Consider the following 21,561-nt stretch of genomic DNA (forward strand, 5'->3'; position numbering starts at 1 on the left):
CCGGCGAAAGCTCGACGGGGCTTGGGCTCTCCATCGTCAAGCGTATCATCGACATGCATGGCGGCGCGGTAACCGCCGCCAGCGACGGCCCCGGCAAGGGATCGACCTTCACCATCACCCTCCCCGCGACTGAAATGCCGTGATGCAAAGACCATGACCCAGAGCCAGCACATCATGATCGTCGATGACGAGGCCCCGGCCCGCGAGATGGTCGGCGATTACCTCAAGATGCACGGCTTCACCGTGACGCTGTGCGACGGCGGAAAGTCGCTCCGCGCCGCGATCCAGGGCAGCATGCCCGATCTCGTCGTGCTCGATCTCAACATGCCCGAGGAAGACGGGCTCTCGATCATTCGCGACCTCAAGAGCCGCATCAACGTGCCGGTCATCATGCTGACGGCGACCGCGAGCCCGATCGACCGCGTCGTCGGGCTCGAGCTCGGCGCCGACGATTACGTGGCCAAGCCCTGCGAGCTGCGCGAACTGATGGCGCGCATCCGCTCGGTGCTGCGGCGGAGCGTGCCCGCCAAGGCAGCAATGTCCGACGCGGCGGCGGCGAAATCGGACAAGGACCAGCTGGTGCGCTTCGGCACCAAATGGCTCGATCTCGAAGCCCAGGCCCTGCGCGACGACGAGGGCAACGAGCATCCGCTGACCGCCTCCGAATTCGGGCTGCTCAAGGTGTTCGCGGCCAATCCGAAGCGCGTGCTGTCGCGCGAGCGTCTGTTGGAATTGGCCAACGCGCGCGACGCCGAAGCCTTCGACCGCGCCGTCGATCTCCGCATCATGCGCATCCGCCGCAAGATCGAGCCCGATCCGGCAAAGCCCGCCGTGATCCGCACCATCCGCGGCGGCGGCTACCTGTTCTCGCCGGCGGGCGAGAAGGCGTAGCCAGCCTCACACACCGTCGTCATCCCGGGGGCGCTCTTCGCGCCCCGGGCGACAGCTTGTGTCTAGAGCCTTTTCCGTTCCGATGGAATCGGAACGGGGCTCTAGACTCTTGTTTTGACGCGTTTTCTTGACGCGAACCGGTGCCCACTTCGCTCGAAAACGCTCTAGCGCGACCGAACGCAAATCGCCGGGGTTCGTTCCGTCGCATCGCCGTCCTCCACGCCCACCCCCGTATTTTCCGCGCATTGAAATTCCACGGCTTTTGGCCGCGAATGTTTCGTCGCGGCCGTTGCGACGAAACAATTTGGCGGCGCACGAAACCATTTTCCGCTTTTCGTGCAGACGTCCCGAAACGTTGGCTCATTAACACTTCGGCTTAAGGAAACGCCGCTCGGTTGCGGCGCTACGGGGAGCCAAGTCCATGCGGAATGTCATCGCCATCAACGCCCAAGCCAGCCAGAGCATCATTGCCGCTCAGGCGACCTCGGACGACATGCTCCTCGAAAGCATTGCCGACGGCAACCGGACGGCCATGCACATCCTTTATTGCCGGCACAATGTGCGAGTGTACCGCTTCATCCTGCGCATCGTGCGCGACGCCACCACGGCGGAAGACCTGGTCAGCCAGGTGTTCCTGGACGTGTGGCGGACCGCCGGGCAATTCCAGGGCCGCTCGCAGGTTTCGACCTGGCTGCTCTCGATCGCCCGCTTCAAGGCGCTGACCGCGATGCGCCAGCGCCGCTTCGAGGACATCGACCAGGAAGACGTGCGCCAGATTCCGGACGATTGCGACACGCCGGAGACCTCGCTCGACCGCAGCGACACCAGCGCGATCCTGCGCGCCTGCGTGCAGAAGCTGTCGCCGGCGCATCGGGAGATCATCAACCTCGTCTACTACCACGAGAAATCGGTGGAGGAGGTCGGCCAGATCATCGGCATCCCCCAGAGCACCGTGAAGACGCGGATGTTCTACGCCCGCAAGCAATTGGCCGATTTGCTTAAGGGCGCCGGCGTCGACCGTTTCGCCGCTTAAGGCGAATAAATTCAATGGGATAAGACCACAGCTCAGGCCCTGTCCCCGGCCACGGAAGCGTTACCGCCGACGACACAATTGAAACAAACGACAACATCAGGCGGAAAAACTTCCCCCCTACAAGGTTCGCATACGGTTTCGTTAAACCTCCCAAGACCTCCAACGACCCGGACGGGATGCCCCCCCTCCGGGTCGTTTTGTGTTTGAGAGTGGAGGTGGCCGCCGCGGGCTCCCGCCTCTCCCGTTTGCGGGGAGGAAGCGCAGTGGCGTCATGGCGCGTAGATCGCCCGTCACGAACGCGTGACGCCCCGTAACGACCGCCCGATCCATTCCGAACCGCCCTCGTGACTCCATCCACGAGTGCGCCATGCTCGACCTGATCTTCGCCGTCCTCGCGGGCATCCTCACCATCGCCGCGCCCTGCACGCTGCCGATGCTGCCGATCCTGCTCGGCGCCTCGATCGGGCGCGCGGGGCATTTGCGTCCCGCGATGATCGCACTCGGCTTCGTCGTCTCGTTCTCCGCAGTCGCGCTGCTGCTCGGCGCGCTCACGCGGCTGTTCGATTTCGACCCGAACGTGCTGCGCGAAGCCGCATCCATCCTGCTGCTCGGCTTCGGGCTGTTGATGCTGTGGCCGGCGCCGTTCGAATGGCTGTCGATCCGGCTCAACGGCTGGCTCGACCTCGGCAGCGCCGGCGCCGCGCAGCGCGAGGGCGCACTCGGCGGGCTCGTGCTCGGCACCACGCTGGGCCTCGTGTGGACGCCCTGCGCAGGGCCCGTGCTCGGCTCGATCCTGACGCTGGTTGCGACCTCGAAGAATCTCGGCTGGGCCGGCACGCTGCTGGTCGCCTACGCGATCGGCGCGGCGATCCCGATGCTGGGAATAGCCTATGGCGGGCAGGCCGCGACCACGCGGGTGCGCAGCCTCGCGCGGATCTCGCCGCGGCTGCAGCAGGGCTTTGGCGTCATCGTGATCGCCTTCGCGGTCGCGGCCTATTTCCAATACGACACGCTGATCGTGGCGTGGCTCACCGGCTTCTACCCGACCGGCCAGATCGGCCTGTAACCATCGAAAACTTCACCCGGAGGACGCTTCCATGACTCTCAAGCTGCTCGCCGTTTCCGCCGCCCTGATCGGCTTCACCGTGACCGGTGCCGTCATCCCCGGCCTCTGCGACGAGGTGTCCCGCGCAGCACCAGTCCGAGTCGCCGCGAACCAGCAGGCCGCACCCGACTTCGCCGGCATCAACAACTGGTTCAACTCCAGGCCGCTCAGCATCGCCGATCTGCGCGGCAAGGTCGTGCTGGTCGACTTCTGGACCTATGGCTGCGTCAACTGCGTCAACACGCTGCCGCACGTCACCGACCTCTACGCCAAATACAAGGACAAGGGCCTCGTCGTGGTCGGCGTGCACACGCCGGAATTCCCGTTCGAGCGCTCGGCATCCAACGTGCAGGCCGCGCTGAAGCGTCACGGCATCACCTATCCGGTGGCGCAGGACAATGATTCGAAGACCTGGAACGCCTACCGCAACCAGTATTGGCCGGCGCAATACATCATCGACCAGAGCGGCAAGATCGTGTTCCAGCACGCCGGCGAAGGCCGCTACGACGAAATCGACCGCACGGTGGCCAGGCTGCTGAACGTGAACAGCTGAGACCACACGACCATCGCGCGGCGGGTTTCAGTTGTCGCCCTTGTTGCTTGACTCCACGGACCCGTCCGTGGAGTTTCGCAGGCGACGCAATCAGCCGCCCGCGATGGACGACACGACCACCAGCAACGACATTCGCCTCCGTGAAGGCTCCTCGATCGCGCAGCGGCTGGTGATGTCCGGCTTTGCGGCCGCCGTTGCGCTCTGCTTCACGCCCGGCCTGTTCACGCACGACACCATGGAGATCATCATCTCCGTGGTCGCGCTGCTCGTCGGCGCGGGCTTCGTCGCCGGCATCATGATGACGCCGGCGGTGGTGTGGATCATCACGTCGAACGAGATTCTGATCGGCCAACAGCGTCCGTTCGGAAAGCTCCGCACGCGGGTCGTCCCGAAAGACAACATCAGCGGATTGCAGGTCCCCGGCAGCAGGAGGGTGAAAGCCCGCTTCCAGCTGGCCTTCACGCTGGCCTCCGGGGAGCGCCTGACATCCCCGCCGATTTCCGACGTCACCCATGTCCGTGACACGGTGGCCCGGATCGCCACGCAGTTCGGCGTTCCCGACGTCGAGGCACCTAGCAATCCGCTCGACGCCAGCAATCCCGAGATGCGGCTCGGCGAGCCCCTCGAGCCGTTTCCCGCGCGAGACATCCGGATCGTTGGGTTGATCGCCGTCGCCCTGTCCGCTGTTCCCTATGCCTACAAGCTCTGGCGCGGGCTGCCGCCCAGCCATGTCGACATCCTGCTGCTGCCCATCGGCGCGATCGCTGCATTCGCCGTGCACAGATACGCCAACCTCGTGGCGGGTGCGTTCTGGATCATCCGGCCGACCGACATTCGCGTCGAGCGCCTGTGGGGCGACGGCAGCCTGCGCGCCGACCATATCGAGGGGCGCGACGTGAAGACGATCACGGTCGAGCGTCGCGGCCGCTCCGAGGACGAGCACTGCATCGTCGTGATCCGGTTGCACTCGGGGCGGCGGTTTCGCAGCCCCCGCATCGGGTCGAGGCTGGAGGCGCGCGCGGTCGGGACTGAAATCGCGCGGCGATTGAGGATCGCGGCGGAGAGCAACAAGATTTAGCTGGGACCTGGCAGCTGGCCGGCGGGCGTCTCGAAGGACGAGGCGTGCGCTCCGGCCGCCGCCAAGAAGCCCTATGCGAGCTCCCTTGCCCGCAGGCGGGGGAGGAGCGCATCGAGCCCAGCCGCCACGATCACTGCTTTTCGCGCCATCCCCCGTTTGTGGCATTGCCCGGGGCCCGTCAAAAAACCAAAGCATTCTCGTGACATGCCAGGGTGGCGCGCCATCAACTTGCCATGAACTTGCCCATCAGGTTTGATGATTCCGAATGATTTGCGCTGCGGCAGCGGGGAGAGCTTGAAATGACGGATTTTCGTCGCCTGACCGGGATTTTCATGGCTGCGATGGGCATGATCCTGTCGGCGCCGCAGGCCTTCGCCCAGCAACCTGACCGCGGCGACGAGCCGGGCCTGATTGCCGATGACGGCTACCAGCTCGATCCGGAATGGCAGAAGCAGGTCGTCTACTACCGCACCACCGAACCGCCGGGCACGATCATCGTCTCGACCGCCGAGCGGCACCTCTATCTGGTGCAGCCCGGCGGGCGCGCGATCCGCTACGGCATCGGCGTCGGCCGCGACGGTTTCCAGTGGCAGGGGCTGGTGACCATCACCAACAAGAAGGAGTGGCCGGACTGGACGCCGCCGGCGGAGATGATCCAGCGCCAGCCCTATCTGCCGCGCTTCATGGCCGGCGGCCCCGGCAATCCGCTCGGCGCCCGCGCGATGTATCTTGGCACCACCGTCTACCGCATCCACGGCACCAACCGTCCCGACACGATCGGCACCAAGGTGTCCTCGGGCTGCTTCCGTCTCGTCAACAATGACGTCGCCGATCTCTACGATCGCGTCCCGGTCGGCACCAAGGTGATCATCCGACAGAAGCCCGAACTCTAGAGGCTATGATTCGAGCATGATCTTTCCGGATCATGCTCTGCACCCTCCTCCAAATTCCTTTTCCCGATTTTTCGAGAGAGCAACATGATGCGCACTTTTCGTGGCGGCCTGCTGATCGGGCTCGCGGTCGCCGTGCTGGTCGCCGTTCTGGCCACCATCTACGAGTTCTACGACACCCGCACCCTGAAGCGCACCGTGCGCCGCGGCGAGGTGCTGTGCGGCGTCAACAAGGGCCTGCCGGGCTTCTCGATCCCCGACGACAAGGGCAATTGGAGCGGCTTCGACGTGGATTTCTGCCGGGCGGTGGCGGCTGCGATCTTCAACGATCCGGGCAAGGCGAAATTCGTCCCGCTCGACGCCAGCGAGCGCTTCAAGGAATTGCAGAGCCGGAAGGTCGACATCCTCTCGCGCAACTCGACCTGGAGCATGAAGCGCGAACTCGACTACGACCTCTATTTCCCGGCGGTCGCCTATTACGACGGCGCAGGCTTCATGCTGCCGCGCTCGCGCAACAAGGAGACTTCGCTGGACCTGACCGGCAGCAAGGTCTGCGTTCAGTCCGGGACCACGACGGCGCTCAACGTCGCCGATTACTTCCGTGTCAACAACATGAAGTACGACGAGATGAAGTTCGACAAGCTGGATGACGTCGTGAAGGCCTACGACACCGGCAAGTGCGACACGCTCTCCGCCGACGTCTCGCAGCTCTATGCACTGCGTCTGAATCTGTCGAAGCCCGGCGACAACATGATCCTGCCGGACATGATCTCCAAGGAGCCGCTCGCCCCCGTCGTGCGCCAGCGCGACGACGACTGGATGATGATCGTGAAGTGGACGCTCTACGCCATGATCAACGCCGAGGAGCTCGGCGTCACCTCGGAGAACATCGACGAGGCGCTGAAGTCGAAGAAGCCGGAAGTGATGCGCCTGGTCGGCACCGAAGGCAATTACGGCGAGCAGCTCGGCCTCACCAAGGACTGGGCCGCGCGCATCATCCGCCACGTCGGCAATTACGGCGAGATGTATGACCGCAACATCGGCGAGAAGTCGAAGCTGAAGATTCCGCGCGGCATGAACCAGCTGTGGAACGCCGGCGGCGTGCAGTACGCGCCGCCGATGCGGTAGGCGGCGGATCGTTCCGCCGTCATTGCGTTGACGGTGTTGCCAAGCGTACGCTGCGTTCCCTCCCCCCTTGCGGGGGAGGGTTGGGGAGAGGGGTGCCACACGGCACGCTCTATCGTTCGCACTCCACGTGAGGCGCGCGATTCTCTCGCAACGGACAGACCTTTTCCTGAGCTACCCCTCTCCCCCGCCCTCCCCCGCAAAGGGGAGGGAGCGCAGGGTGCCGTGTTGCACGAGTAGAGCCTCAATATCCCCGCGCGCGCGCCAGCTGCTCGGTGTGGTAATTGGCGTCGCCGAACAGCTCCTCGCACACACGTGCGCGCTTCATGAAGAAGCCGATGTCGAACTGGTCGGTCATGCCCATGCCGCCATGCATCTGCACGCCCTCCTGCACCGCGCGCGTGGCGGTGGTGCCGGCGCGGGCCTTGGCGACCGCGACGGCTGACGCGGCCTTGGCGAGGTCGGCATCCAGCGCCTGCAGCGCCTTCATGGTGGCGGCGCGGGTGATCTCGATGTCGACATAGAGCTCGGCGGCACGGTGCTGCAGCGCCTGGAATTCGCCGATCAGCTTGCCGAACTGCTTTCTGCTCTTGAGGTACTCGACCGTGCGGCCGAAGACCTCGTCGCTGAGGCCCACCATTTCGGCCGCGACCGCGCCGCGGCCGATATCGAGCACGCCATCGAGCAGGCCGGCCGCCTGATCGACCTCGCCGAGCACGCTGTCGGCATTGACCTCGACGTCGGCGAACTCGATCCGCGCCGCATTGTGCGCGTCGACCATGATGGTGCGCTCGATCGCGACGCCCTTGGCCTTGGGGTTCACCAGAAACAGCGTCATTCCGTCGCGTTCGCCGGCGGAGCCGGCGGTGCGGGCCGCCACGATCAGGAGATCGACGACGTGACCGTCGACCACCAGCGCCTTGGCGCCGGAGAGCTTGAAGCCATTGCCGGCACGCACGGCCTGAAGACCGGTCTGGAGCGGACGATGCTTGGCGCCCTCGTCAATCGCGAGCGTTGCGAGCAGCGAGCCGCTCGCGATCTTTGGCAGATATTCCGATTTCTGCGCGGCATTGCCGCCGCGGTTCAGCGCGGAGGCCGCGACCACTGAGGTGGCGAGGAAGGGCGACGGCATCAAGGTGCGGCCGATCTCCTCCATGACGACGCCGGCTTCCATGAAGCCGAGCCCGCTGCCGCCGAATTCTTCCGGCACCAGGAGGCCGGCAAAGCCCATCTCGGCGAAGGAATGCCACAACTCCTTGGAGAAGCCGGTGGGATCCTTGGAGTCGCGCAAGTGACGCAGGTGCGACACCGGCGCCTTGTCGCTGATCAGCCCACGCGCAGAGTCGCGGAGCATCGATTGTTCTTCGGTGAGGACGAGGGCCATGGTGTAAAGTCTCTAACGTCTGGCGGAATGCACGATTGTTGCTGTCATTCCGGGGCGCGTCGAAGACGCGAACCCGGAATCTCGAGGTTCCGGGTTCGGTCCTGCGGACCGCCCCGGAACGACGGATGGTCCTACGCCCCCGGCAAATCCAGGATGCGCTTGGCGACGATGCCGAGCATGACCTCGGACGTGCCGCCCTCGATCGAGTTGGCCTTGGTGCGCAGCCAGGCGCGCGGACGGGCGCCCTGCCTGGAGCGCTCGCTCTCCCATTCCAGCGCATCGACGCCGCCGGCCGACATCAGGATCTCGTAGCGGCGCTTGTTGAGCTCGGTGCCGTAGTATTTCATTGCGGAGGAGAAGGCCGGATGCGCCTGCCCGGCCTTGGCGAGATCGACCGCGCGCTCGGCACAGGCCGCGAGCGCGGCTTCATCGACGTCGAAGCGCGCGATCTGGCTGCGCAGCATCGCATCTTCGAGCTTGCCTTGCCCATCGGTGCCGACGGAGTCAGCCGCGATCTGGCCGAGCGGACGGCCGACGCCGCGCTCGCCCATGCCCGAGATCATCGCGCGCTCGTGCTGGAGCAGATACTTTGCGACGTCCCAGCCGCGGTTGACCGTACCGACCACATGCGACTTCGGCACCCGGACATTGTCGAAGAAGGTCTCGCAGAACGGCGAATAGCCGGAGATCAACAGGATCGGCTTGGTCGAGACGCCCTTGGAGGTCATGTCGAACAGGATGAAGCTGATGCCGTCATGCTTCTTCGCGGCGGGATCGGTGCGCACAAGGCAGAAGATCCAGTCGGCGTAATTGGCGTAGGAGGTCCAGATCTTCGAGCCCGTGATGACGAAGTCGTCGCCGTCGCTCTCGGCGCGGGTCTGGAGCGAGGCGAGATCGGAGCCGGCGTTCGGCTCGGAATAGCCCTGGCACCAGCGGATCTCGCCCGCCGCGATCTTCGGCAGATGCTCCTTCTTCTGCGCGTCGTTGCCGTATTTCAAAAGCGCCGGTCCGAGCATCCAGATGCCGAAGCTCGACAGCGGCGGACGGGCACCCATCTTCGCCATCTCGGCGTGGAGCACCTTGTGTTCGGCCGCGCTGAGGCCTCCGCCGCCGAATTCCTTCGGCCAGTCCGGCACGGTCCAGCCCTTGTCGCGCATGCGCTCGAACCAGATGCGCTGCGGCTCGGAGGAGAATTTCGCGTTGCGCCCGCCCCAGAACACGTCGGCATCCGACGTTGCGGGCTTGCGCATCTCCGGCGGGCAGTTGGCCTCCAGCCAGGCGCGCGTCTCGTTGCGGAATGTTTCGAGCTCGGCCGGTTCGGAATCGCCGGTCATGGAGTCAGTCATGGGTCGTTTCCATCAATCAAGATCGACGTGTTGGGCGCGACTCTGAGCCATCGCCCCGTGGAATTCAACCACTTCCGCAGCCGCATTCGGCTATAGTCGCGGCCACGACGGTGCTTGAAAACAAAGAGGAAACGAGAATGCGCCTGAAACTTCTTTCGCCTGGCGAAATGAACGAGAGCCAGCGGCAGACCTATGACGAGTCGATTGCCGGCAAGCGCGGCAAGCCGCCGGCGCCGATGATGGCCTGGCTCAACAGTCCGGAGATGGCGCGCCACGCCACGCGCCTCGGCGAGGTGCTGCGCTTCGACACGATCTTCCCGGCAAAGCTCTCGGAGATCGCGATCCTGGTGACGGCGCGGCACTGGACCGCGCACTACGAATGGTATGCGCATAAGCGCCTCGCGCTCCAGGGCGGCATGGATCCAACAGTAATCGAGGCGATCCGCGACCGCCGCACGCCTGAGTTCGACGATCCCAGGGGGAAGATGATCTACGACGTCGCGAAGTCGCTGCATGAAGGCCACGGCGTCGAGAAGGGCCTCTACGACGAGGCGGTGAAGCTGCTCAGCGAGCGCGGCGTGGTCGAGGTGATCGGGCTGTGCGGCTATTACACGCTGGTGTCGATGACGCTGAACACGTTCGAGTTCGGCCTGCCCGAGGGCGAGGTGTCGGAGCTGGCCTAAAGCGCGATGCGGTTAGGATGAATCGTCATCGCGCTTTAGGTTGTTGTTTAAGCATGATCTTTTCGGAAAACCGCTGCGCACTTTTCCGGATCATGCTTTAGTTTCCGATCCGGAAACGCTGGGTTTCGGGATCGGCCGTAGCGCCCTCCCGGAGCCCGCCTTATGTGCGTGTTTTCGCTGGAGCATTCACATGTCGCAAAACCCCGTTCATGCCGGCACCCGGATCGGCCACGTTCATCTCAAGGTCGCCGATCTCGATCGCGCGCTCGGCTTCTATTGCGGCGTGCTCGGCTTCGAGCTGATGCAGCGGATGGGCTCCGGCGCGGCCTTCATCTCGGCCGGCGGCTATCATCACCATATCGGGCTCAACACCTGGGAGAGCAAGGGCGGCTCGCCGCCGCCGCCGGATGCGACCGGGCTGTTCCACACCGCGATCCTGTATCCGACGCGCCCCGCGCTGGCGGATGCGCTGCACCGGGTGCTCGCGGCAGGCATTGCGCTGGACGGCGCCAGCGACCACGGCGTCAGCGAGGCGCTGTATCTGCGCGATCCGGATCAGAACGGCGTGGAGCTGTACTGGGACAAGCCGCGGGAGCAATGGCCGTTCGCGCCGGACGGGAAGCTCGCGATGTTCACCAAGCGGCTGGATGTGGAGGCGCTGCTGCGGCAGCGGGAGGCATAAGCCTTGCTGTCTCTCCACGTCATTGCGAGCGAAGCGCAGCAATCCAGAATCTTTCCGCGGAGCCAGTCGGGATTGCTTCGTCGCAAGAGCTCCTCGCAATGACGGAGTATGTTGAAGCGCCGTCGCGACCCTACGAAATTTTCCCGTGGCTCGCACCGCGCACCATGATCAACGCCGCGGCCGCCACCTCCAGCGCGATGCAGAGATAGAACGGCAGCGCGTAGCCGCCGGACCAATCGCGCAAGGCCCCGACCACGCCGGGGCCGAACGCATAGGTCACCTGGTTGATCGCGGTGTTGAGGCTGATCAGCACGCCGAACGCGGCCGAATCGAACTCCTGCTGCACGATCAGCGACGGCAGCGTGATAAGATTGCCAACCGAGAAGCCGAACAATGCGCAGGCGGCGATCAGCACGCAATCATTGTGCAGATTGATGACGACGCACAGCGCCGCCGCCTGACTCAGGAAAGACAGCGCGGACGCCAGCCGCTGGTTGAGGCGGTCGATCACCAGCGAGAACAGCACGCGGCCGACCACCGCCATCGCGGTCAGCACCGCGACGGCGACCGCCGCGCGCTCACGGCCGATCACGGGGTCGAGGAACGAGATCAGGTGCACGATGAAGCCGACCTGGGCGAACAGCACCAGAGCAAAAGCAATGGTCACCGTGAGGAAGCCGACGTCACGCAGCGCCCATGCGCGGATCTGCGTCGACGATTGCGGTTTTGCCCTCGCCGTCGCGTGCCAGCCATGCCGATCGGGCGGGCGGCCGACGAGAACGAGGATGACCGGCACCAGCAGCACCAGCATGGCGCCGGCAGCGGCATACATCGCGCTGGCGAAGCCGACATGGCCGATCAGCGTCACCAGCAGCGGCACGCCGACGATGCCGCCGAAGCTCGCGCCGTTCAGCGCCAGGCTGATCGCCATGCCGCGCTTGTGGTCGAACCACAGGCTGATCGTGTTGGTGATCATGGCGAGACTGGTGCCGGCCCAGCCGAAGGCGAGCACGGCATCGGCGAGATAAAGCTGCCAGGGCTCGCGCACCGCGCCGATCGCAACGCTAGCTGCCGCCATCGCCAGCGTGCCGGCGATCAGGCAGAGGCGCGGTCCGTATTTCCGCACGGCTTCGCCGACGAAGACGACCAGCAGCGCGCCGAACAGGTAGAAGAACGTCGTCCCTGCGGAGATCAGCGTGGTGGGCCAGCCCCGCGCCCGCTGGAGCTCGGCGACATAGACGCTCTGGCCGTAGAAGCCGAGGCCCCAGCCGAAGGTCGCGAGCAGGAAGCAAACCGCGACGATGCGCCAGCCTTCGTAGCGGAGGGAGGATTCGTCGATTGCGGCGGTATGGCGGGGATTGTCGAGCATTTCTTTGCTCCTTACCGTCATTCCGGGGCGATGCGAAGCATCGAACCCGGAATCTCGAGATTCTCAGGTGCGCAACTGCGCACCATAGCTCACCCTTCGGGTGCCCCGGAATGACGGCAGAAATCGAAGGGCGTTGATGGCCTGATACGCTTGTTCATGACGAGCATCATGTAACAATGCGGCTCCCGAAAATCACTTCGACGGCGATCGAAGCATCAACGCTGCTGACAGCCTCCTGCCATCAGACCGCATCCGGAAACTCGCCCATGGCCGCATCCAGCCGCGCCTTGCGGCGACGAGCCCAGGAGACCAGCGAGAGCACGACAAGGCCCAGCACCACCGGCGGGAACACCACGAGGTTCACCGCAGACCAGCCGTAGCTGGCGAGCAACTGGCCCGAGGAGAACGAGCCGATTGCCATCATGCCGAACACCAGGAAGTCGTTGAACGCCTGCACCTTGTTGCGCTCCTGCGGGCGGTGCGTCTCCAGCACCAGCGCAGAGGCGCCGATGAAGGAGAAATTCCAGCCCACCCCGAGTACGATCAGGGTGGTCCAGAAATGCATTGCGGTGAGTCCGGAAAGGCCGATTCCGGCGGCGCCGGCCTCCAGCAGCAAGCCGGCGGCCACGACCTTCGGGGCGCCGAAACGGGCGATCAGCGTGCCCGTGAAGAAGCTCGGTCCGTACATCGCGACGATGTGCCATTGCAGGCCGAAATTGGAATCGGACACGGACAGGCCGCACATCTTCATGGCGAGCGGCGCCGAGGTCATCACCAGATTCATCATGGGATAGGAGATCACGCCGCACAGCGCCGCCGCGATGAAGCGCGGCTGAGTCACGATCGTGAGCAACGGCCGGCCGCCGTGCAGATCGGCCGGCGCGGGCTTCGGCATATCGACGCCGGCGACGATGCCCATCGCGACCAGCGCGACGGCGGCCTGCACCAGGAAGCTGAAGGCGAACAGATAGGGCTGCCAGACGTCCATGGTCCATTGCACGAGCTGCGGACCGAGCACGCCGGCGAACACGCCGCCCGCCATCACCCAGGACACCGCCTTCGGGCGGTAGGCCGCGCTGGCGCCGTCGGCGGCGGCAAAGCGATAGGACTGCGCCACGGCGCCGTAGAGGCCGCCGAGGAAGGTCGCGACACAGAACAGTGCGAACGAGCCGTGCAGGATGGCGAACGAGCCGAGCAGGCCGGTGAGCGTGCCGAGGCCCGTGCCGATGACGAAGGCTGCGCGGCGGCCGAAGCGGCGCGAGATCGCGCCGGTCGGCAGCGTGCCCGCAGCGAGCCCCACCACATACATCGAGATCGGCACGGTCGCGAACGACATGTCGGGTGCGAGCGTGGCGCCGACGATCGCGCCGGTGGCGAAGATCACCGCCGAGTTGGCGCCCGTCAGCGCCTGCGCGGCGGCAAGGCGCACCACATTGGCACGCACGCGGGCGTCGTCGGCGATCTCATTGACTGCAGTTACGTCCAGCATCGGCATTTCCGCCCCAAGGGACTTTCAAGGGCTCACGAGGGCTCTGTTGATTCCCGGCACTATGGAGGGGCGGGGGAAGGTGGGCAACCGGCGCAATCGGGCGCAGGCCATGCCTCTGACGCAATCGCGCGAATGATAACGGGCCGCGCCCTTGACGGCTTGCGCTCGATCAAATCCTATCCGCCGCGATTTTCCGGAGTTTCGTTCATGTCCGTCGACGACAGGCCTACCCTCAGCGCTCCCGACGACGACCCCTGGCTGTGGCTGGAAGAGATCGAGGGCAAGCAGGCGCTCGATTTCGTGGAGCGGCAGAACAGCCTGACGCTCGCAGCATTTGGCGGAGCGGCTTTCGCGCGCGACCGCGACATCCTCGCGGCGATCTACGACCGGCCCGACAACATTCCCTATGTGGGACGTCGCGGCAACGATCTCCACAACCTCTGGAAGGACGCCGGCAACCCGCGCGGCCTGTGGCGGCGGACGACGCTGGCGGAATTTCGCAAAGCCGATCCGGCATGGGAGACCATGCTGGATATCGACCAGCTCGCAGCAAGCGAAGGCGAGGACTGGCTGCTCAGCGGTATCGCCACGATGCCGGGAAGCTCGCGAGCAATCCTGAGCCTGTCGCGCGGCGGCAGCGACGCCGTCACTCTTCGCGAGTTCGACCTCGGAACGAAGAGCTTCGTAGCGGACGGCTTCACGCTGCCGGAAGCAAAAGGCGGCGTCGACTGGCTCGATGCCGACACGCTGCTGCTGTCGAGCGCCCATGGCGAGGGCATGGCGACGAGCTCGGGATATGCGCGGACAGTTCGGCTGTGGCGACGCGGCCAGCCTGTCGATCAGGCACAAATGATCATCGAGACCGCGACCGATCATATGATGATCCATGGCAGCGCCGACGACACCGGTGCGACGCCGCGGGCGTGGATCGTCGACCAGATCGACTTCTTCAATCATGCGATCTGGCTGCGCGATGCGGCCGGTCGCACGACGAAGCTCGATCTGCCGACCGGGGTCTGGATGCAGGCGCATCGCGACTGGTTCGCGATGAAGCTGCGCAAGGACTGGACGGTCCAGGGCCGGACCTACGTCACCGATACCGTGCTCGGCATCTCGCTTTCGGCTTTCCTGAACGGCAGCCGCGATTTTGCAATCCTGTTCGAGCCCGCACCGCGGCGCGCGCTGCAAGGGTTGTTCTGGACCGCCGGCAAGCTGGTGCTGTCGATCCTCGACGAACTGAAGCCGAGGTTCGAGATCTGCACGCCATCCGCTACGGGCTGGAGCCGTGACATGCTTCCCGGCCTGCCGCAGATCGGCGTCGTCGACGTCTGGCCGCTCGATCGGCATGCATCGGAGAGCAACGGCGACCTGCTCGCCAATGTGCAGGATCCGCTCACACCGCCGTCGCTGCTGCTGATCGAACGCGGCGTGGCCAGCCCGGCCCTATTGAAGCAGGCGCCAAGGACGTTCACGGCCGACGGCCTCGTGGTGACCCAGCACGAAGCGATCTCGGTCGACGGCGAGCGCATTCCCTATGTGCAGACCGGGCCGGCCGGAGAGACCGGCGATGCGCCGGTTTATATGAGCGCCTATGGCGGCTTCGGAGTCTCGGTGAAGCCGTATTACAACGCCTCGCTCGGCAAGCTGTGGCTGGAGCGCGGCGGCACGACTGTACAGGCGAACTTGCGCGGCGGCGGCGAATTCGGCACGCGCTGGCACGATGCCGGGCGGCTCGCCGGCAAGAAGCTCTCGCACGACGATTTCGCCGCAGTGGCGGCCGATCTCGTCCGCCGCGGCGTGACGCGGCCGAAACGCATCGCGGCGCAGGGCGGATCGAACGGCGGCATCCTCATCACCAACATGCTGGTGCGCTACCCCGAGCGCTTCGGCGCTCTGTTCTGCACCATCCCGCTGATCGACATGCGCCGCTACACCAGGCTGCTCGCGGGCGCGAGCTGGATCGCGGAATATGGCGACCCCGACAAGCCGGAGGAATGGGAGTGGCTGAAGACCTACTCGGCCTATCACAACGTGAAGGCCGGCCAGGCCTATCCGCCGATCCTGATCGCCACCACGCGGCGTGACGACCGCGTCCATCCAGGCCATGCCCGCAAGATGGCCGCGAAACTCCAGGCGATGGGCTTTGAAGCCTGGTTCTACGAACCGGCCGCCGGCGGCCATGGCTACGGCAAGGACAACAAGGAGCGCGCCGGCTTCGAGGTGCTCGGCTTCAGGTTTCTGAAGGAGAAGATCGGGTGGAGGGATGAAGGTTAGCGTGGGTGCGCTGACGTCTCCACATCGTCATGGCCGGGCCTGACCCGGCCATCCACGCCTTGCCCTCCGGCACAAAGAACGTGGATGCCCGGGACAAGCCCGGGCATGACGACCTCCTAGCCTCGCGAAAACACCAGCGTCAGATTGTTCGCGGGCATGTCGATGGAATCGACGAGGCCAAGGCCCGCGGCCTTCGCCAGCATCTCGACGTCGCCGATGTCGCGCACGCCCCATTCAGGATTGCCTTCACGCAAGGAGGTGTCGAACACCGCATTGCTGAGCGCAGTGTGCTTGCCGTCGCGCTTGAAGGGGCCGTAGAGGAACAGCTTGCCGTCGGCGCGCAGATAGCGGCCGGCACCGGCGAACAGGCCTTCGGCCACGGCCCAGGGCGCGATGTGAATGACATTGGCGCAGAACACGGCGGCAAGGCTTGTCGGCCCCTGCCCGCTTTTCATTTCCGGACACCAGTCGGGATCGGTGAGGTCGATCCGCAGGGGGCTGCGGATGTTTGGCAGGCCCGCATGCACGCGCCAAGCTTCGATGCTCTTGAGGTGGCGCTGGTTGAGGTCACTCGGCCACCAGATCAGGCCGGGCGTGTGGCTCGCAAAGTGAACCACGTGCTGACCGGTGCCACTACCGAGTTCCACCACGTCGCCGGTCGCGCCGGCGAGATGCTTTTCCAGCGCCGCCCAGATCGGTTCGTGATTGCGATGGAAGGCCGGCGCATCGAGCCGCCCATCGGGCTCGACCCGTCCGCCGTCCCTGCCAAATTCGACGACATATTCAGCCAAGTGACGTCCCCTGAAATGTGAAACGGAAAACACGGTCTTTGAGGGCCGAAACGCCCCGAGAATAATTTGCTAATTCCAGCCCATCTGATGAACGAACTATCTCATCGGTTGCAATGCGGAGGATATTAACTCCATTTTGCCGCGTGCATAGTCTTGATTGTCAGGCGATGCCCTTTGTGCTTTTGAACAATTCCGCAAACGAGATCATCGACATAACGATCCGGGACGATGCCTTGACCGCCCTTCCTTGCAAGCCCGCCCTGCTGGTTGCGCTGGCCCTCCTCGCCGGCGCGACCGTGGCCCCTGCGCGGGCGCAGTCCGCCGTGACCGAGGGCCGGAAACTCGCTTTCGACCGCAGCAAGGGCAATTGCCTGACCTGCCACGTCATCAAGGGCGGCGACCTGCCGGGAACGATCGGACCGGAGCTGAAGGACATCAAGTCAAAATATCCCGATCGCGACGAACTGGTTGCGATCATCTTCGACGAGACCAAGCGCAATCCGCAGACCATGATGCCGCCATTCGGCCGGAACCGGATTTTGACCGAACAGGAGATCAACGCGATCGTTGATTTCCTGCAGACCCTGTAACGGCCGGCGGCCCAGGAGATTTGAATGACCACGACCATTGGCCTTCGTCCGACGCGGCGCCTGATCCTTCAGGGCGCAGCCTCCGTCGCGCTGCTCGGCCTTGGCAATCTGCCGTTCGCGCCTGCGCGCTCCGCAGCCAACGACAAATATCCGGAAGAGGCGTTCAAGCAGAAGAACGAGGCCGACGCGATCAAGACACTCTATGGCAAGACCGCCGAGCCGTCCGACAAGGTCAAGCTCGACGCGCCGGAGATCGCCGAGAATGGCGGCGTGGTGCCGATCTCGGTGACGACCTCGCTCGACAAGGTGACCTCGATCTCGTTCTTCGTGGCCGAGAACCCGTTCGCGCTCGCAGCCAGCTACAAGATTCCCGACGGCACGATTCCCGCTGTCGCCAACCGGCTGAAGATGGCCAAGACCACCAAATTGACCGCGATCGTGGAAGCCGACGGCAAGCTCTACAGCGCGACGAAGGAAGTGAAGGTCACCGTCGGCGGCTGCGGCGGTTGAGCGGAGGAGTTCGAGATGGCATCCAGCATTCGCGTACGCGCCACCGCCAACGGCGACATCACCGAGGTGCAGGCGCTGATCCAGCACCCCATGGACACCGGCCTGGTCAAGGATCCCAAGGGCGAGCTGATCCCGGCGCACTTCATCCAGGAGCTGAAGTTCGAATGTAACGGCAAGGACGTCTTCGTCGCCAATTGGGGGACTGCGGTCTCCAAGGACCCCTACGTCAAGTTCAGCTTCAACGGCGCCAGGAAGGGCGACGACCTCAAGATCTCCTGGACCGACAACAAGGGTGCGTCGGATACGACCACCGCGAAGATCTCGTGATGAAACAGCGCGCTACGGTTCTGCTCGGCTCGGCGCTCGGCGCACTCGCGGCGCTTGTCTTCGCCGCGACGCGCGTCGTCGCAGCCGACACAGTCGATCCCGCCGCCGACGCCAAGGCATTCCAGAACTTCTTCTTCCAGAAGTTTCCGACCGTGAAGCACGAGGATTTCGTCAACGGTCCATATTCGATGAACGAGGACATGAAGCGGCAGTGGCGGGAGAAGGAGGAATTCCCGCCTTACGAGTTCTCGCTAGATGCCGGCAAGGAGATGTTCTCGACCCCGTTCAAGAACGGCAAGACCTACGCCGACTGCTTCCCGAACGGCGGCATCGGCATTCGCCAGAACTATCCCTATTTCGACGAGAAGGAGGGCAAGGTCGTCACGCTGGAGCTCGCACTCAACCGCTGCCGCGAGGCCAATGGCGAGGCGCCCTATTCCTACGTCAAGGACGAGATGGCTTCGCTCACCGCCTACATGGCCTTTACCTCGCGCGGCAAGCCGATGGACATCAAGATCCCCGACGATCCCCGCGCGCTGGCGGCGTTCGAGAATGGCAAGCGCTATTTCTACACGCGGCGCGGCCAGATGAACTTCTCCTGCGCGAGTTGCCACGTGCAGAGCCCGGGCGAGCGCATTCGCGCCGAGACCCTGGCACCGGCGCTCGGCATCCTCAATGCGATGCCGATCTACCGCTCCGAATGGAGCGGCATGGGCACCATCAGCCGTCGCTTCGTCACCTGCAACAGCCAGACCCGCGCGGTTCCGCTGGAGCCGCAATCGGACGAATATCGCGACGTCGAATATTTCCTGTCCTACGTCGCCAACGGCCTGCCGATCTCGGGACCGGGAGCACGGCCATGAAGCGGTCACTTGCTCTCGCCATGTTGCTTGTCTCGAGCCTTGCGCCATCCGCGCGCGCGGCAAACGAGGCGGACTACAAGGCGGCGTATGCCGCCGCCGAAGCCGCCTCCAAGGAGGCGGCCGGCATGCGCAATCAGTGGACCGTGACCGTATCTGCGCTGGCGGCAGCGAAGAAGGCGGCCGACGGCGGCGATTTCGACCGTGCGGTTGCCGCAGCCAGGGAGGCCGAGGCGCTGGCGAAGGCGTCGATCTTCCAGGCGACGTCCGAAAAAGACGCCTGGAAAGCAATGGAAATCCGCTAGACTGCTCCCGAGTGGAACAGTCCAGCGCGATCACGAGAGGCGCGGAGAATTTCTGAATGGCGATCCGCCGCCGCGATTTCCTCAAACGTGCAGGCCTCGCCGCCGCAACGCTCGGCCTGCCGCGGCTGGCCCGCGGCACCGAGACCGCTGGCATCTATGACCTCGAGCGGTTCGGCAATGCGCGCATCCTGCACATCACCGACACGCATGCGCAGCTCAATCCGGTCTATTTCCGCGAGCCCAGCGTCAATATCGGCATCGGTGAGATGGCGGGACGGCCGCCGCATCTGGTCGGCCGCGCCTTCCTGGAGCGGTTCGGCATCCGGCCCGACAGCGCGGATGCCTATGCATTCACCTGCTTGGAGTTCGAAAGGTCCGCAGGGCGATTCGGCAAGCTCGGCGGCTTCGCCCATCTGAAGACGCTGGTAGATCGCTTGCGCGCCGATGTCGGCGAGAAACGCTCGCTGCTCGTCGACGGCGGCGATCTCTGGCAGGGCACCGGCCTTGCCAATGTCATGCAGGGCCGCGACATGGTCGAGGTCGCCAATCTGCTCGGCATCGGGGCGATGACCGGGCATTGGGAATTCACCTATGGCGAGCAGGTGCTGCGAGACAATCTCGAGCGCTTCAAGGGCGAATTTCTGGCGCAGAACGTCTTCCTGACCGAGGAAGCCGCGTTCAACGACGCCCTCGCCTTCGACAAGGCCACGGGACGCGTGTTCAGGCCCTCGATGATCAAGGAGCTCGGCGGACATCGCGTCGCGATCGTCGGCCAGGCCTTCCCCTACGTGCCGATCGCGCATCCCAAGCGCTTCACGCCGGACTGGACCTTTGGCATCCGCGAGGAGGAGCTGCAGAAGCATGTCGATGCCCTGCGCGGCGCCGACAAGGTCGATGCCGTCATCCTGCTGTCGCATAACGGCATGGATGTCGACCTCAAGCTCGCAAGCCGGGTCACCGGCATCGACGTCATCCTCGGCGGCCACACCCATGATGCCGTGCCGCAGCCGATTGCCGTCAAGAATGCGGGTGGCACCACGCTCGTCACCAATGCCGGCTCCAACGGGAAATTTCTGGCCGTGCTCGATCTTGCGCTCGACAAGGGCAAGGTCAGCGACATCCGCTATCATCTGCTGCCGGTCTATTCCGAGCTGCTGAAGCCAGATCCTGCCATGGCCGAGCTGATCGGCCGGCTGCGCGCGCCGCATGTGAGCGACTGGTCGGAGAAGATCGCAACGCCGGATCGCCTGCTCTACCGCCGCGACAATTTCTCCGGGCCCGTCGACGAGCTGATCTGCACCGCGCTGCGCACCGAGCTCGATGCCGAGATCGCGCTGTCGCCGGGCTTCCGCTGGGGCGTCACCGCGCTGTCCGGTCAGGCGCTGACCATGGAGGATCTGCTCGCGGAAACCGCGATCACCTATGCCGAGACCTATGTGCAGGAGATGACCGGCGCACAGATCAAGGTCGTCCTGGAAGACATCTGCGACAATCTCTTCAATGCCGATCCCTATTACCAGCAGGGCGGCGACATGGTGCGCGCCGGCGGGCTCAGCTACACCTGCACGCCGGACGGTGCGATCGGCAGCCGCATCTCGGAGCTGAAGCTCAGCAACGGCAAGGCGCTCAGAGCCAGCCACCGCTACAAGGTCGCGGGCTGGGCTTCAGTCAACGGCCAGCAAGGCGCGCCAGTGTGGGACGTCGTCGGCAAATATCTGCGCTCGGGCCGGATGTTGCCGGAGCGACTCCGCTCCGGCGTGACGCTGAAGGGGGTCGAGGGCAATCCAGGCATTGCGGAACAGGGATGATGCGGTCGCAGCTCTCAGCCGCGATGATGCTGGCACTGCTCGTCCAGGCGGCGGTCCCGCCCGCTTTTGCGCAACAGGTGCCGCTCCAGGACAAGCCGTTCGCCGAGCACAGGATCGTGCTGCAACTCTCCGATGGCGATGCGAAGAAGCAGGCGCTGGTGCTGAGCGTCGCCAACAACCTGCTGAAGGCCTACGATCCCGACAAGATCGCGATCGAAGTGGTGGTGTTCGGTCCCGGCATCGACCTGCTTCTCGCCGGCAACGAGCGGCGCAAACAGGTCGAGAGCCTGATCGCGCAAGGCGTGCGCTTCGACATCTGCCTCAACACCGTCGATACGATCGAGCGGGAGACGGGCAGGCGGCCGGAGTTCATCCAGGCGGCCACGCCGGTGCAGGTCGGGGTCGGGCAGATCCTGTTCCTGGCGGAGAACGGGTACACAGTGGTGAGGCCCTGAGTTTTTTTGGGCA

23 protein-coding genes are annotated in these 21,561 nt (G+C 64.8%); 18 read left to right on the top strand and 5 right to left on the bottom strand.

Annotation, left to right across the window (positions count from 1 at the left end; translation table 11 throughout):
* The 8 genes from IC50_RS39000 to IC50_RS09985 all read left to right on the top strand — a co-directional run.
* On the top strand, positions 1-143 hold a 143-nt coding region (locus tag IC50_RS39000; protein ID WP_157460938.1), incomplete at its 5' end, for an ATP-binding protein.
* A gap of 10 nt (positions 144-153) precedes the next feature.
* The gene (locus IC50_RS09955; RefSeq protein WP_035703534.1) at positions 154-891 is read left to right on the top strand and encodes a response regulator; all 738 of its coding nucleotides are present in this window, start codon (positions 154-156) and stop codon (positions 889-891) included.
* Between the two features lie 421 nt (positions 892-1,312).
* On the top strand, positions 1,313-1,924 hold the full coding sequence (locus IC50_RS09960) for a sigma-70 family RNA polymerase sigma factor (protein WP_027574699.1): 612 nt from the start codon (positions 1,313-1,315) through the stop codon (positions 1,922-1,924).
* Positions 1,925-2,291: 367 nt separating this feature from the next.
* Entirely contained in the window at positions 2,292-2,990 is a 699-nt protein-coding gene (locus IC50_RS09965; RefSeq protein WP_035703536.1) for a cytochrome c biogenesis CcdA family protein, read from the top strand.
* A gap of 31 nt (positions 2,991-3,021) precedes the next feature.
* Complete coding sequence (locus IC50_RS09970; protein ID WP_035703539.1) at positions 3,022-3,582, top strand: thioredoxin family protein; 561 nt, start codon at positions 3,022-3,024, stop codon at positions 3,580-3,582.
* Positions 3,583-3,685: 103 nt separating this feature from the next.
* On the top strand, positions 3,686-4,660 hold the full coding sequence (locus IC50_RS09975) for a hypothetical protein (RefSeq protein WP_035703541.1): 975 nt from the start codon (positions 3,686-3,688) through the stop codon (positions 4,658-4,660).
* 299 nt (positions 4,661-4,959) lie between these two features.
* The gene (locus IC50_RS09980) at positions 4,960-5,553 is read left to right on the top strand and encodes a L,D-transpeptidase (protein WP_035703543.1); all 594 of its coding nucleotides are present in this window, start codon (positions 4,960-4,962) and stop codon (positions 5,551-5,553) included.
* Positions 5,554-5,640: 87 nt separating this feature from the next.
* Positions 5,641-6,678, top strand: a complete 1,038-nt coding sequence (locus IC50_RS09985) for an amino acid ABC transporter substrate-binding protein (RefSeq protein WP_035703586.1) — start codon at positions 5,641-5,643, stop codon at positions 6,676-6,678.
* 241 nt (positions 6,679-6,919) lie between these two features.
* Here the strand turns inward: IC50_RS09985 and IC50_RS09990 are convergent, their stop codons facing one another.
* Positions 6,920-8,059, bottom strand: coding sequence for an acyl-CoA dehydrogenase family protein (locus tag IC50_RS09990; RefSeq protein WP_035703545.1), 1,140 nt, complete (start codon positions 8,057-8,059; stop codon positions 6,920-6,922).
* Between the two features lie 131 nt (positions 8,060-8,190).
* The gene (locus IC50_RS09995) at positions 8,191-9,405 is read right to left on the bottom strand and encodes an acyl-CoA dehydrogenase family protein (RefSeq protein WP_035703547.1); all 1,215 of its coding nucleotides are present in this window, start codon (positions 9,403-9,405) and stop codon (positions 8,191-8,193) included.
* Between the two features lie 137 nt (positions 9,406-9,542).
* Between IC50_RS09995 and IC50_RS10000 the strand changes: the two genes are divergently transcribed.
* Both IC50_RS10000 and IC50_RS10005 read left to right on the top strand, forming a co-directional pair.
* A complete protein-coding gene (locus IC50_RS10000) occupies positions 9,543-10,088 on the top strand; it encodes a carboxymuconolactone decarboxylase family protein (RefSeq protein WP_035703550.1) in 546 nt (181 codons plus the stop codon).
* Between the two features lie 190 nt (positions 10,089-10,278).
* Positions 10,279-10,770: a VOC family protein gene (locus IC50_RS10005; RefSeq protein ID WP_035703552.1), complete on the top strand. Its 492-nt coding sequence runs from the start codon at positions 10,279-10,281 to the stop codon at positions 10,768-10,770.
* A 130-nt stretch (positions 10,771-10,900) separates the two neighbouring features.
* Here the strand turns inward: IC50_RS10005 and IC50_RS10010 are convergent, their stop codons facing one another.
* Both IC50_RS10010 and IC50_RS10015 read right to left on the bottom strand, forming a co-directional pair.
* Positions 10,901-12,139 (bottom strand): MFS transporter, encoded by a 1,239-nt coding sequence (locus IC50_RS10010; protein WP_035703554.1) that lies wholly within the window; start codon positions 12,137-12,139, stop codon positions 10,901-10,903.
* Between the two features lie 241 nt (positions 12,140-12,380).
* Positions 12,381-13,628: an MFS transporter gene (locus tag IC50_RS10015; RefSeq protein WP_035703588.1), complete on the bottom strand. Its 1,248-nt coding sequence runs from the start codon at positions 13,626-13,628 to the stop codon at positions 12,381-12,383.
* A 207-nt stretch (positions 13,629-13,835) separates the two neighbouring features.
* Here IC50_RS10015 and IC50_RS10020 point away from each other — a divergent pair, with 207 nt between their 5' ends.
* Positions 13,836-15,902 carry a prolyl oligopeptidase family serine peptidase gene (locus tag IC50_RS10020; RefSeq protein WP_035703590.1) on the top strand — a complete coding sequence of 689 codons (2,067 nt, stop codon included), beginning with the start codon at positions 13,836-13,838 and terminating at the stop codon, positions 15,900-15,902.
* 116 nt (positions 15,903-16,018) lie between these two features.
* On the opposite strand, the gene IC50_RS10025 is transcribed toward IC50_RS10020, so the two are convergent.
* Positions 16,019-16,693 carry a DUF938 domain-containing protein gene (locus IC50_RS10025; RefSeq protein WP_035703556.1) on the bottom strand — a complete coding sequence of 225 codons (675 nt, stop codon included), beginning with the start codon at positions 16,691-16,693 and terminating at the stop codon, positions 16,019-16,021.
* Positions 16,694-16,926: 233 nt separating this feature from the next.
* On the opposite strand from IC50_RS10025, the gene soxX reads away from it, so the two are divergent.
* The 7 genes from soxX to IC50_RS10060 are packed head-to-tail and all read left to right on the top strand — an operon-like array spanning position 16,927 to position 21,548.
* Positions 16,927-17,283 (top strand): sulfur oxidation c-type cytochrome SoxX, encoded by a 357-nt coding sequence (gene soxX / locus IC50_RS10030; RefSeq protein WP_035703592.1) that lies wholly within the window; start codon positions 16,927-16,929, stop codon positions 17,281-17,283.
* A 24-nt stretch (positions 17,284-17,307) separates the two neighbouring features.
* Complete coding sequence (gene soxY / locus IC50_RS10035) at positions 17,308-17,793, top strand: thiosulfate oxidation carrier protein SoxY (protein ID WP_035703558.1); 486 nt, start codon at positions 17,308-17,310, stop codon at positions 17,791-17,793.
* A gap of 15 nt (positions 17,794-17,808) precedes the next feature.
* The gene (gene soxZ, locus IC50_RS10040; RefSeq protein ID WP_035703560.1) at positions 17,809-18,120 is read left to right on the top strand and encodes a thiosulfate oxidation carrier complex protein SoxZ; all 312 of its coding nucleotides are present in this window, start codon (positions 17,809-17,811) and stop codon (positions 18,118-18,120) included.
* Positions 18,120-18,983, top strand: coding sequence for a sulfur oxidation c-type cytochrome SoxA (gene soxA / locus IC50_RS10045; protein WP_035703562.1), 864 nt, complete (start codon positions 18,120-18,122; stop codon positions 18,981-18,983). Before soxZ ends, soxA begins: the two co-directional genes overlap by 1 nt.
* Complete coding sequence (locus tag IC50_RS10050; protein ID WP_035703564.1) at positions 18,980-19,285, top strand: hypothetical protein; 306 nt, start codon at positions 18,980-18,982, stop codon at positions 19,283-19,285. The genes soxA and IC50_RS10050 overlap by 4 nt, the downstream gene beginning before the upstream one ends.
* A gap of 56 nt (positions 19,286-19,341) precedes the next feature.
* Positions 19,342-21,093, top strand: coding sequence for a thiosulfohydrolase SoxB (soxB, locus tag IC50_RS10055; protein WP_035703566.1), 1,752 nt, complete (start codon positions 19,342-19,344; stop codon positions 21,091-21,093).
* Entirely contained in the window at positions 21,090-21,548 is a 459-nt protein-coding gene (locus IC50_RS10060) for a DsrE family protein (RefSeq protein WP_035703569.1), read from the top strand. The genes soxB and IC50_RS10060 overlap by 4 nt, the downstream gene beginning before the upstream one ends.
* Positions 21,549-21,561 lie beyond the last annotated feature (13 nt).

Source organism: Bradyrhizobium genomosp. I (2014), from assembly GCF_000261685.1.
Classification (GTDB): Bacteria; Pseudomonadota; Alphaproteobacteria; order Rhizobiales; family Xanthobacteraceae; genus Bradyrhizobium.